The 13,055-nt window shown below is 32.2% G+C and carries 13 protein-coding genes; 4 read left to right on the top strand and 9 right to left on the bottom strand.

All coding sequences use genetic code 11. The annotated features are described in order from the left end of the window. Nucleotides 1–98 precede the first annotated feature (98 nt). The 9 genes from hemF to hemA all read right to left on the bottom strand — a co-directional run bounded on the left by hemF (nt 99) and on the right by hemA (nt 8,386). On the bottom strand, nt 99–1,013 hold the full coding sequence (hemF, locus tag BC961_RS04495; RefSeq protein WP_121924668.1) for an oxygen-dependent coproporphyrinogen oxidase: 915 nt from the start codon (nt 1,011–1,013) through the stop codon (nt 99–101). After that, the gene (locus BC961_RS04500; RefSeq protein ID WP_121924669.1) at nt 1,003–1,539 is read right to left on the bottom strand and encodes a GNAT family N-acetyltransferase; all 537 of its coding nucleotides are present in this window, start codon (nt 1,537–1,539) and stop codon (nt 1,003–1,005) included. The genes hemF and BC961_RS04500 overlap by 11 nt, the downstream gene beginning before the upstream one ends. A 4-nt stretch (nt 1,540–1,543) precedes the next feature. Further along, entirely contained in the window at nt 1,544–1,921 is a 378-nt protein-coding gene (locus tag BC961_RS04505; protein WP_121924670.1) for a hypothetical protein, read from the bottom strand. A 5-nt stretch (nt 1,922–1,926) separates the two neighbouring features. After that, a complete protein-coding gene (hemE, locus tag BC961_RS04510; RefSeq protein ID WP_121924671.1) occupies nt 1,927–2,952 on the bottom strand; it encodes a uroporphyrinogen decarboxylase in 1,026 nt (341 codons plus the stop codon). Between the two features lie 61 nt (nt 2,953–3,013). Then, nucleotides 3,014–3,670 (bottom strand): uroporphyrinogen-III synthase, encoded by a 657-nt coding sequence (locus BC961_RS04515; protein ID WP_121924672.1) that lies wholly within the window; start codon nt 3,668–3,670, stop codon nt 3,014–3,016. Between the two features lie 3 nt (nt 3,671–3,673). Further along, on the bottom strand, nt 3,674–4,381 hold the full coding sequence (locus BC961_RS04520; RefSeq protein WP_121924673.1) for a potassium channel family protein: 708 nt from the start codon (nt 4,379–4,381) through the stop codon (nt 3,674–3,676). Between the two features lie 10 nt (nt 4,382–4,391). After that, the gene (locus BC961_RS04525; protein ID WP_121924674.1) at nt 4,392–6,134 is read right to left on the bottom strand and encodes a TrkH family potassium uptake protein; all 1,743 of its coding nucleotides are present in this window, start codon (nt 6,132–6,134) and stop codon (nt 4,392–4,394) included. Between the two features lie 12 nt (nt 6,135–6,146). Next, a complete protein-coding gene (gene hemC / locus BC961_RS04530) occupies nt 6,147–7,067 on the bottom strand; it encodes a hydroxymethylbilane synthase (RefSeq protein ID WP_121924675.1) in 921 nt (306 codons plus the stop codon). A 59-nt stretch (nt 7,068–7,126) separates the two neighbouring features. Further along, nucleotides 7,127–8,386 (bottom strand): glutamyl-tRNA reductase, encoded by a 1,260-nt coding sequence (gene hemA, locus BC961_RS04535; RefSeq protein ID WP_121924676.1) that lies wholly within the window; start codon nt 8,384–8,386, stop codon nt 7,127–7,129. A gap of 735 nt (nt 8,387–9,121) precedes the next feature. On the opposite strand from hemA, the gene BC961_RS04540 reads away from it, so the two are divergent. From BC961_RS04540 to BC961_RS04555, 4 genes are all read left to right on the top strand, one after another. Next, a complete protein-coding gene (locus tag BC961_RS04540; protein WP_121924677.1) occupies nt 9,122–9,988 on the top strand; it encodes a helix-turn-helix domain-containing protein in 867 nt (288 codons plus the stop codon). A gap of 100 nt (nt 9,989–10,088) precedes the next feature. Then, nucleotides 10,089–11,144 (top strand): ferrochelatase, encoded by a 1,056-nt coding sequence (hemH, locus tag BC961_RS04545; protein WP_121924678.1) that lies wholly within the window; start codon nt 10,089–10,091, stop codon nt 11,142–11,144. Further along, nucleotides 11,145–12,500, top strand: a complete 1,356-nt coding sequence (locus BC961_RS04550; protein WP_121924679.1) for an MATE family efflux transporter — start codon at nt 11,145–11,147, stop codon at nt 12,498–12,500. Continuing rightward, the gene (locus BC961_RS04555) at nt 12,487–13,044 is read left to right on the top strand and encodes a CopD family protein (protein ID WP_121924680.1); all 558 of its coding nucleotides are present in this window, start codon (nt 12,487–12,489) and stop codon (nt 13,042–13,044) included. Before BC961_RS04550 ends, BC961_RS04555 begins: the two co-directional genes overlap by 14 nt. Nucleotides 13,045–13,055 lie beyond the last annotated feature (11 nt).

Here is a 13,055-nt window from a genome sequence, read left to right on the forward strand (position 1 = left end):
GTTAAGAAAAGTCTGAAATCCTAGATCTCTAATCTTATTATATTTTCTATTTATCAAATATTATTGAACTACGGGATTACATCTGCAATCAAAAATCATCATTCAACAATCTTAATCCAATTAACTGGATTTTCTAATACTTGAATTAATTTTTCTTCTTCGCTTCCTGGTTCTGGATGATGATCGTAAACCCATTGAACATGTGGTGGTAAACTCATCAAGATACTTTCAATTCGACCATTGGTTTTTAAACCAAATAAAGTGCCTTTATCGTGAACTAAATTGAACTCTACATAACGGCCACGACGAATTTCTTGCCAAGTTTTTTGAGCTTCTGTAAATGGTAAGTTTTTTCTTTTTTCAACAATGGGAACATACGCTTCTAGGAAACTATTACCCACTTCTGAAACAAAGTTAAACCAGTTTTCCATACTCATTTCTTCGGTTGCTTTGCAATAATCGAAAAACAATCCGCCAATTCCACGAGCTTCAAAACGATGTGTATTCCAGAAATAAGCGTCACATTGCTTTTTATACTTTGGATAAAACTCTGGATTATGTTTATCACAAGCTGTTTTACAAGTCTGATGAAAATGAGTTGCATCTTCTTCGAACAAATAATAAGGCGTAAGATCTTGTCCGCCACCAAACCAACTGTTGATTACATTTCCAGCATCGTCATACATTTCGAAATAGCGCCAGTTAGCATGAACCGTTGGTACCATTGGACTCTTTGGATGAATAACTAAACTTAATCCGCAGGCGAAAAAATCAGCTTCTCCTACGTTGAACAGTTTTTGCATGCTGTCTGGCAGTTTTCCGTGAACTGCTGAAATATTAACACCGCCTTTTTCAAAAACATTTCCATTTTCGATTACACGAGTTCTTCCTCCGCCACCTTCTGGGCGTTCCCAAATGTCTTCTCGGAATTTAGCTTTTCCGTCAACTGCTTCTAGTCCTGCAACGATTTGATCTTGTAAGTTTTGGATGTATGCGTAAAATTTATTTTTCATTATTCAATTCATATAATTCCATGTCTAATGGAGTTTCATTTATTGGAGTGAATTCATTTTTTAATATTTTATTCCAAATAAAACCATTATTCAAAGCCACTTTTACACTTCCAATATTCGTTTTATGAGCACTAATTTGAAGCTTTTTTAATTTCAATTCATTAAAAGCATAATTAGATAGCGCTTTAACAGCTTTGGTACTTAAACCTTTTTCTTCATAAAAACCTCTAATACAGTAGGCTAATTCACCTAAACCAGCTGTCCAATCTATCTTTTTAATTATAACCAAACCTACGATTGTTTGGGAATCATTAGCTCTAATTGCAAATGTGAAGTTTGTTCTCTTTTCCATTTCGCTATTTTTTACTTCAATATATTCTTTGGATTTTTCGAGCGTTTCATTATTTGAGAGCGTTACTGGAAAGAAAACTTTAAATCTTTCTTTGTTCTCCATCATAAATTGATGCAATTTTTGTGCATCATCTTGCTTCAATTTATCTAGAATAAAATTTTCAGTAACAACCATGACTTTAATTGGCTTTCGCCAAAGCTATTTTAGTCGAGATTCCGAAAGAAAAAGTCTTAGTTTCTTTTTGAATATTCTCGTAAATCGCAATTGCTTTTTCAACTAAACAAAATGGATTTTCTTTTGATATAGCAATTAAAAAATCAGCAAATTGTTCTTGCTGACTCCAATCAAATTTTAACCGTTGTAATAAATCAAGTAATTCATTTTGACTACTTGTAATTATGACTTCTGTTGTCAATCCGAGATTAGTTAAATGATTGTCGATAACACTTGTGTCTTCAATATTCCAAAACTTTGGTACAAAAACAAAAGAAAGCAAAGTCTTTAGCACATTGTCTATTCGTTCGCTTTCTTTATCTTTTAATCCTTTGTTTAACATTTAAACTAGATGTTGTATTCTTTTACTGCATCGATAAATGCTTTTGCGTGATCTACAGGAATGTTTGGTAAAATCCCATGACCTAAGTTCACGATGTATTTATCTTTCCCGAATTCGTCAATCATTTCGTGCACCATTTTCTTGATCACAGGAATAGGTGATAATAATCTTGATGGATCAAAATTTCCTTGTAAAGTAATTTTTCCTCCTGATAAATATCTTGCATTCCTTGGTGAACAAGTCCAGTCTACTCCTAATGCTGAAGCTCTACTTTTACCCATTTCGCCTAGAGCAAACCAACATCCTTTTCCGAAAACAATAACTGGTGCGTCATCAGCTAAAGCTTCAACGATTTGGTTGATGTATTTCCAAGAAAATTCTTGATAGTCAGCTGGAGAAAGCATTCCACCCCAAGAGTCAAAAACTTGAACGGCATTTACTCCTGCTTTTACTTTTTCTTTAAGATATAGAATAGTCGTATCTGTAATTTTTTGCAATAAGACGTGAGCAGCTTCTGGATATTGGAAACAAAATCCTTTAGCTTTATCAAAACTTTTAGATCCTTGACCTTCTACGGCATAGCACATAATTGTCCACGGCGAACCAGCAAAACCAATTAACGGAACCTCATCATTCAACATTTCTTTAGTCAATTTGATGGCATCCATCACATATCCTAAAGTTTCATGAATATCTGGAACAATAACGCGTTCTACATCTTGAATTGTACGAATTGGATTTGGTACAAACGGACCAAAATTTTCTTTCATTATAACTTCAAGTCCCATTGCTTGTGGCACCACCAAAATATCAGAGAATAAAATCGCAGCATCTGGAGCAATTCTACGGATAGGTTGTACAGTAATTTCAGCAGCAATTTCAGGGGTTCTACAACGCGTGAAGAAATCATATTTATCACGTAATGCAATAAATTCAGGTAAATATCTTCCAGCTTGACGCATCATCCATACTGGCGGACGATCAACTGTTTCTCCTTTTAGTGCTTTTAAAAATAGGTCGTTCTTAATCATAATTTATTGTCTTAAAGCGTTTTCATTATTATTAATTGTTTAGATCATCTCTAAACAGTCATTATCTATATTCAGCAATTACTTCTTCAATCACATCTTCAATTGTAGGTTGTGTAGCAACTATTACATTTTTAGTTATTCCCTCTAAAGCGCTTGAGGTTGTTGTTCCAATACAAAAACAAGTCTCGTTTTTAATCTTATTCTCTTTCAAATAACTTTCGATTCCAGAAGGACTAAAGAATAAAATTGCTTCAACAGGCGTTTTAATTTTCTGAGGTGTCAGCGTTGTTTCGTAAACTTGAATTTCGTTGAACTTTATTTTAGCTTCTTTCAAAGCTTTTGGCAAAGTCTCTCTTCTTAAGTTACCACTAAAAAAAGTGTAGCTTTCACTAGCATAAATTAAAGTAATTATTTCTGCTAAATCCTCTGCGTAACCCGTGTAAGCGACAACATTGTAGCCACTTTCTGAAAGCATAATTTTGGTTTTTAAACCTACGCAAAAAACATTTTTGGATTTTAATGCTTCAGCTTTTGGATCCAATAAAAAACTTTGCACTGCATTTTGACTAGTAAAAATCAAATTCTCATTAATTTCATTTAATTTAAACGGATTGCTTTGCGTTTTTATAAAATCGACTTCAACAACATTGAAATTAGCATTTACCAAAGCTTCTTTTTGATCTTTTAAAAGTGTCCTTGTAGATAGTATCTGAATCATTTTTTAACTTCTTTTTTGGTATTCTTCTTGACCCAAACAGTAGGTTTCTATATCTTTATTGTATCCGTAAACCACTAAAATATCATCTTCTAGAATAACAGTTAATGGAGCGGGACGACCTATTGATTCTTTTATAATAGATTTTTTGCCTATTAAATTTTTCTTTTCTCTCTTTCGAATAATAGTAATCAAAGTTAATCGATATTTATCGATGGTATCTAATTCAGCTAATGTTTTACCAAAGAATTCTGGTTTTGCCTTAACTTCCGATATGGTGTAATTATCATCTAACTGATAATTTTCTAAAGTAGATTTAAAATTGATTTGCTTGGTCAATCGATCTGCTGATTCCTGCTCTGGATGAACAATACTATGGATTCCCATAGCCTCAAGAACCGTATCGTGGATAGGTGACAACGCTCTACTGATAATTTTCACATCGCTCAATTTTTTAATAATGGCAGTCGTGATAATGGCGGCACCTTCATTTTCTCCAATAGCGACCACTACTTTATCAGTGTCCTTTAAAGGTAATGCTTCGTATGACAGCTCGTTAGTAGAATCCATGGCAATAGCATGCGAAATTTTATCTTTTACAAGATTTACTTTCTCAATATTTTTATCTACACCAATAACTTCATTTCCTGTTTCGGTTAGGCTTATAGCCAATGACATTCCGAAATTTCCTAAACCAAAAACGATTATTTTCATCTAAACAAGTTTAGTTAATTAATATATTTTCCCGCGGATATTCGTAAAACTGATGATTCAATCTTCGTAATAATCCTACCATTAAATTCAGCATTCCTATACGGCCAATAAACATAGTGAGAATGATCACAAACTTACTCGGCTCACTAAGCGTTGGAGTAAAATTAATACTCGATCCTACAGTGCTGTAAGCTGAAAAACATTCGAAAGCTACTGTTAATATTGATGTTCCTTCTGGTTCAAAAATTAATACCCCCATTATAGAAAGACCAATCGTAATCAACGAGATCGATAAAATAGCAAATGCACGAGAAGTAGAATCTGCTGATATTCTACGACCAAATAATTGAATTCTACCTTTCCCTCTTGCTACTGCAACAATATTTAATGTCGCTAATGCAAAAGTACTCGTTTTTATTCCACCGGCAGTTGAGGCTGGCGAACCACCTATCCACATAAGAAAAATAATAAAAAGTAAGGATGGAACACCCATTTCTGCATAATCAGTTGCGCTAAAACCAGCTGTTCTAGGTGATACTGCATTAAATGCTGCTGCTGTTATTTTTCCGAAAACAGTATCGTGTTGTAGCAAAGTGTGATTGTACTCTGAAATATATAGAAATATAGAACCTCCTACTAATAATATAAAAGTAGTATAAAGTACTATTCTAGTATTTAAAGTAATGATCCTAACCTTTTTATGAATTATCTTTTTATCAAAAAGTTCAAAAACATAAGTCTTCCAATATTGAAAGAAGTTAAAAACAATATTGTGACCTAAACCACCCAAAATAATCATTAGCATCAAAATCCACTGTAGGTAATAATTGAACTTAACTGTTGTGTTTAAAATTCCTCCCGGTAAAGTTGAAAATCCTGCATTACAAAAAGCTGATATAGAGTGAAATATCGAAAAGTATAATTTATGCTCAATAATAGGGTTTTCGATAATGGATGAATAAATAAACAATGCTCCAACTAATTCAACAGCTAGTGTAAATATAACAACGTTAAGAGCTGCTCTAAAAACATCTCTTAGGCCTTCATTAGCAATAAAATCTCGTGTATTTAAGCCTTCTTTAAACGAAGAACTTCCTCTAAAGAAGAATGCAAAGAATGACGTAAAAGTTAAAATTCCAATTCCTCCTAATTGAATTAAAACTATAATAATCGATTGGCCTATAATTGTGAAATCTTCTGCGGTATCAACGACAGTTAAACCAGTTACGCAAACAGCGCTTGTAGCAGTAAAAAGTGCATTAGTAAAAGTAATTGAGCCTGTCGTGGCACTGGGAAGCATTAATAAGAAGGCACCAATTAAAACTAAAATCATAAAACTCCCTACAAAAACGATGGCGGGATTAAAGTAAATGTCATAGATATGACGAACAAATACCATTAATCGAAGCAAGAAGTAAAAGATAAGACCTCCTTCAATAACTGGTTTGATTTTCTGTAAGACGTAATAAGAGGGTAATGTGCTATTTACAAACCAAGTTATAGCAGAAAGCACTAGAAGAAATGATAGAATAATCATGTTGATTAAAACCACCTTCTTATTGCTTTTGAATGTGTAATTGTAATATTTGAAGGAGTTAAAACCTAACAATCCTACTGAAAGTACGATTAATGCAATTACATGAGGTGAGTTATAATTATCCTGAAAATCATATCCAAAATCAAAAACTATAAATAGCAGAACTATAATATCAAAAAAGCGATACAAATAATTGAGTAGGGATTCTTTTTTCATAATGAGATAAAATTACTTTTTTAAATCATTGCGAATACTTTCCATCAAACTAATTCCGCCGTTATCTAAAATTTCCTTAGCGCAATTATATCCTAATTTTTTCCAATCCTCCAATGGAACGGTTTTATTAATCTCTAATTTTTCTTTTCCGTCTAAAGAAAATAATACACCTTTAAATATGATATCATCATCTTGCATTATTGCTAAAGCTCCTATTGGAGCTGTACAACCACCTTCAAGAGTCTTCAAAAATTGTCTTTCAATATGAGTACAAACTTCTGTTTCTATATCGTTTAATTCGGCAGCGGCATCTCGACAAAATTCATCATTTGCCATTGCAACAATTACCATTGCTCCTTGAGCCGGTGCTGGAATCATCCAGTCTAAATTGATATAATTAGATGGTTTGATGTTAATTCTTTCTAATCCAGCAGCGGCAAAAACAGCTCCGTTCCAGTCACTTTCCTCTAATTTTTTCATCCTTGTATTCACGTTTCCACGCAAATCAACAACTTTGTGTGTAGGATATTTATTGAGCCATTGTGCTTGACGGCGTAAACTACCCGTTGCAATTGTTCCCTCTGATTTTAGAAAATCAAGATTGCCTTTATGAACTAAAATATCAAGCGTATTCGCTCTTTCTAGCACAGCAGCTTGAACAATTCCTGTTGGCAATGCTGTAGGAACGTCTTTCATGGAATGCACCGCGATATCTACTTGACCATTAATCATGGCGATATCTAATGTTTTCGTAAAAATTCCAGTAATTCCTAATTCGTAGAGTGGTTTATCGAGAAGAATGTCTCCTTGTGATTTTACTGCAGTAATTTCAGTTTTATAACCTAAATCGTTTAATTTTTTTTCAACTGTATGGGCTTGCCAAAGTGCTAATTCACTATCTCTGGTTCCTATGCGTATTGTTTTTTCGACCACGTTTTATTTAATTTTACAACAGTTTTAATAACTTATTAAAGTTTTTTCAATCTGTTATATTACGAAAAATATTTTTCTTGCTCTAACTGAAATACTTTTTCAATCCATTCAATTCCTTCATCCATTGATTCTCCATCTTTTAGATGATTCACAAAATGTTTAGTGATTTTTTGAATGATGCGATTGCTTATTAGTTCAGCTTGTTCTTCATGAAAATTTGATATTTTCTTCCTTTGAAAATTCAACTCGCCATCTTTAATAGAATTTAATTTTTCTTTTAAAGCTTGGATAGTTGGTGCAAATTTTCTGTTTTTATTCCAAGAATCAAATTCCTCTTTAATTTCCTCAATAATTGCTTCTGCTCGTGGAATGTGTTGCTTTCTATTTTCCAATGTTTCATCTGTAATTTGCGACAGTTGATCCATGTGAATTAGAGTAACTCCTTCTATATCTTTTACGTTCTCGTTTACATTTTTAGGTATTGATAAATCTAAAATTAACAACGGTTTTTTTAAATTTAAAAGAGTTTTATCGATCGTAGGATTTTGCGCTCCAGTTGCAACAACTACAACATCAGCTTTTTGTAGCTCTAATTGTAAGTCGGCGTAATCTTTTACAACAACATTCAATTTTTTAGCTAATTTTTCTGCCTTATCTTTTGTACGATTAATTAAAGTAATCTGACTGTGCTTAGTATGTTTTACTAAATTCTCACAAGTATTTCTTCCAATTTTCCCTGTTCCAAAAAGTAAAATATTTTTATTAGCAATTTCTTCAACATTTTTAAAAATGTATTGAACAGATGCAAATGAAACAGATGTTGCACCAGAAGATATATCAGTTTGGGTTTTAATTCTTTTACTCGCTTGAATAACTGAGTTTACTAAACGATCCATAAACGTATTGATCAAACCGTTAGATTTACTTAAATTAAAAGCATTTCTAATCTGGCTAATAATCTCAAAATCACCTAGAATTTGACTGTCTAATCCTGTACCTACGCGAAACATGTGATTAATAGCTTCATGATTTTTATATATGTAAGCAACTTCTTGAAACTCTTCTACAGAACCTTTACTATTTTCACAAAGTAATTTGATTAATTCATAAGGATGCTTCGCAAAGCCATATATTTCAGTTCTATTACAAGTAGAAGTAACAATAAGTGATTCGATACCTTCTGCCTCCGCTTGCATTAATAATACAGATTGCGCATGCGCATCTAAGCTAAATTTTCCTCGGATTGTTGCATCTGCTTTTTTGTAACTTAAACCTAAAGCATAGAAAGTGCTATTTCTGGACATGTTGAATTTTTCCATATTATACTTTTCTTAAAAAAGTTCTACAAAATTATTGTTAACTATTTTATTAAAACAACGCTGGAAGTGCTTTTTGTATCGCTGAGAGATATTTTGATCAAAAATACTAATTACAAAAGAAGTTATATCTGAAAATAGAGTGAAATAAGGGTAAATACATTCGATTATGTAGAATAATTCTAAATAAGAGATTCGATTTTTTTATTAAATTTTTAATAAAAACATCGCTTAGAGTGCTTTATAATAATGTTAATAATTATTTTCAACATTGTCATTTTTAAAAATAGTAATCGAAATTGTATCTCTAAATAGATGAATTATTTGTGCCTAAAACATTTTAAAAAATTAATTTATTTAAAATTATAACTCATTAAAATTAAATTGATTTTAGTTATAATAAACTAATTAGAAAACTATTTTTAAATAAAAACACTACCTAATTGAATAGCGTTTTTAATGTCAAAAACTAATTATTTTTAAACTGTTGGTTTTCTGATAGATTCTAACACAACAACAATGTCATTGTATAATTCAATATTAGCTTTAATAGTATTTCGCAGATATAATTGGAAAAAGACAGTTTTACCACATCTACTAATTTTAGTAATAATTAAACATTCTATAAATTTAGAAGGAAGTAAAGGTTTAACCACATAAAAGATTTAATTTTGAAGGTCGGAATGGAATCTTAGATTAGAAGAGATTCTTTCGAACAGAATAAAAAAAATTTAAAAGATGGAAGAAGAAATAAAAATTGATGATGATTTTATTTTAATTCGCTTTCAAAACAACACAGATGAAGTCGCTGTATTTCAACGCCCAATACAATTAGGATTGATACAATTTCATTTTGGACTCAAGGGAAGTGCAAATTATAATTTTAATCAAGGGAATTACAGTTTGAAATTGAAGGAGGAAAAGGCTCTTTTGTTTTATAACACTGAGAAAGAACTTCCTTTAAATGTCGAAATCGATCCAAAAACATGGTTGATTTCTATTTTTATTTCGATTAAAAAGTTTCATGGTCTATTCACTGATGATGCTGAACATATCCCTTTTCTAAGTAAAGAAAATCAAGAAAAAAAATATTACAACGAAACTGAAATCAGTCCCTCGATGGCAATTGTACTGAATCAAATGTTTCATTACAATCTAAACCCATCGATCAAAAACCTTTACTACAAAGGGAAAGGATACGAATTATTAAGTTTATATTTCAATAGAACCGAAGATCCAAATGCAGAACAATGTCCGTTTTTAATTGATGAAGACAATGTTCTAAAAATTAGGAAAGCCAAAGAAATTATTATTGCTAATATGGCTGAACCGCCAGGATTACAAGAATTAGCAGATGAGATTGGTTTAAATTTGAAAAAATTAAAAATGGGTTTCAAGCAAATTTACGGCGACACCGTTTATGGATTTCTATTTGATTATAAAATGGATTTTGCTCGAAAATTACTTGACAGTGGTTCTTACAATGTCAACGAAGTAGGATTAAAAATAGGATATAGTACTGGAAGTCATTTTATAGCTGCTTTTAAAAAGAAATTTGCTACGACTCCTAAAAAATATTTAATGTCAATGAATCAAAATACGTAAAGTCATAAATTTCGTATATCAAACAATCAATAAAAAATAGTTAATCCCAATTTATAAAAAAGTAAGTTTAATTACTTTTGTACCAACAAAAAAAGACAACATGAAAGGTGTATTATTAGTTAATTTAGGTTCTCCAGAAAGTCCAACAGCAAAAGATGTAAAACCATACTTAGATGAGTTTTTAATGGATAAATATGTTATTGACGTTCCTTTTTTGTTGCGCGCTCTATTAGTACGTGGAATTATTCTTCAAACAAGACCTAAAAAATCTGCTGCGGCATATGCTAAAATTTGGTGGGACGAGGGTTCTCCTCTTGTTGTAATTTCGAAAAGAATGCACGAAAAAGTGAAACAGTTAGTTGATGTTCCAGTTTCATTAGCGATGCGTTACGGAAATCCATCTTTGTTGTCTGGTTTACAAGAACTACATGATAAAGGAGTTACGGAAGTTCTTTTATTTCCTTTATATCCTCAGCACGCAATGGCTTCAACTACTACAATTTTAGAGTTAGCTGAAGAGCACCGCCAAAAGTATTTTCCGAAGATGAAATTTACTATTGTTCCTGCTTTCTATAATAAACCTGATTATTTAAAAAACCTAGCTGATTCAATCAAAGGCCATTTAGAAGGTTATGATTACGATCATTTATTGTTCTCCTATCACGGAATTCCAGAGCGTCACATTCGTAAAACAGATATTACAAAATCGCATTGTAAAATTGATGGTTCTTGTTGCAATACACCTTCACCAGCTCATGAATTTTGTTACCGTCATCAATGTTATGAAACTACAAAACAAGTCGTTAAATTACTAGGAATTCCAGAGGGAAAATATAGCCAAACTTTCCAATCTCGTTTAGCTGGAGATAAGTGGTTAACGCCTTACACTGATGTTGAAGTAAATAAAATGCCTGAAAAAGGAATTAAAAAACTAGCTGTTGTTACTCCTGCTTTTGTATCTGATTGTTTAGAAACATTAGAAGAAATCGCTATGGAAGCTAATGAAGAATTTAAAGTTCATGGTGGAGAGGAATTTTTAGCGATTCCTTGTTTAAATGATAGTGATGATTGGTGTCAAACAGTAGGTAACTGGATTACAACTTGGTCTAATACATCTTCTACTGTTCAATCAAATACTGAAAAAATAAACGCATAAATGGCTGTTACCGCCGATGACTTAGGCACGCAAGACATCAAAAAATTATTGATAAAACAAGCAGTTCCATCTTCTATTGGAGTCTTGTTCATGTCTGTCAATATTTTGATTGACACAATTTTTGTTGGGCAATGGATTGGTTCTTTGGCTATTGCGGCGGTAACGGTAGTTTTGCCATTTACCTTTTTCATTTCTTCATTAGGAATGGCAATAGGTATTGGTGGCGGTTCTGTACTTTCTAGAGCTTTAGGAGCGAATGATAAAGAGAAAGCAAAAAACACTTTTGCCAATCAAATCATGATGACTTTACTGCTATCTTGCTTTTTCGTTGCAATAGGACTTCTATTCAGCGATGAAATGTTAGCGCTTTTTGGAGCAAAAGGCGCAATAGTACAACCCGCAGAGGAATTCTTTTTCCCTATTATACTTTCAGTTCCTTTTCTTGCATTATGCATGATGGGGAACAATATCATTCGAGCAGAAGGCAAAGCAAAATTTGCTATGGTTGCAATGATAGTCCCCGCATTTGTAAACATCGGATTAGATATTCTTTTTATCAAATACATGAATTTAGGGATGTTTGGCGCTGCTTTGGCGACAGCCATATCCTATTTTAGTTGCTTTCTATTTGTTTTATGGTTTTTCCTTTTTAAAAGTGAATTAAAGCTGCAATTAAAACACTTTAAATTTAAGATTCCTATCGTTAAAGAAATATCAGCGCTAAGTTTCGTGACTTTTTCAAGACAAGGTGTTATAAGTGTTTTATCGATTATTTTAAATCATACTTTATACACTTATGGTGGCGAACATTCAGTAGCGATATACGGAATTATAAGTAGAATGTTAATGTTCGCTTTGTTCCCAATCCTAGGAATTACACAAGGTTTCCTTCCTATCGCTGGTTTTAATTATGGTGCGGGAAATTACGATAGAGTTAAAGAAAGTGTGAAATTATCTATAAAATATGCAGCTATTTTAGCTACACTGATTTTTGTGGTTATTCTAATATTTGCAAAACCCATTACTGCAGTTTTCACTGATGATGCACTTGTAATCGCTCAAACACCAGAAGCTTTACGTTGGGTTTTTGCTGCTTCACCCATTATTGCAATTCAACTAATAGGCGCCGCTTATTTTCAAGCCGCAGGAAAAGCTAGAAAGGCGTTACTTTTAACTTTAAGTAAGCAAGGATTTTTCCTAATTCCTCTAGTGCTTATACTACCAAATTTTTTAGGTATTTTTGGAGTGTGGATTGCGTTTCCTATTGCCGATGTTCTTTCCACGATTCTCACCGGTTACTTTCTTAAAAAAGAAATGAACACAAAATTGATTCAAACTAACGATGGAATACTATAATTACTTAAAATCATTACACCTCATCTTTGTTATCACTTGGTTTGCAGGTTTATTTTATATTGTTCGCTTATTTGTTTACCAAATAGAAGCGTCTCAAAAACCATCTCCTGAAAAAGAAATTCTGCAAAAACAATACAAGATCATGACCTATCGCTTGTGGTATATTATCACATGGCCGTCAGCGGTTTTAGCGAGTATTTTTGCGTTCTGGATGCTATTTTTCACTGAATTGGGACAATCTTGGTTACAAATGCCTTGGATGCACGTAAAACTTGGCTTTGTATTTGCGCTATACTTATACCATTTGAAATGCCATTTAATATTCAAAGATTTACAGATTGATAAAGTGAAATATTCCAATACATTTATGAGATTATGGAATGAAGGTGCGACAATCATTCTATTTGCAGTAGTATTTTTAGTGATTTTAAAAAATGCGGTTAACTGGATTTACGGAGTAGTTGGTATTTTCTTGTTTTCGATTCTGATAATGCTTGGATTCAAATTTTATAAAAGAATTAGAGAAAAAAAGTCTAACCACTAAGTTCGCAAAGA

The organism is Flavobacterium weaverense, from assembly GCF_003688495.1.
Taxonomy (GTDB): domain Bacteria; phylum Bacteroidota; class Bacteroidia; order Flavobacteriales; family Flavobacteriaceae; genus Flavobacterium; species Flavobacterium weaverense.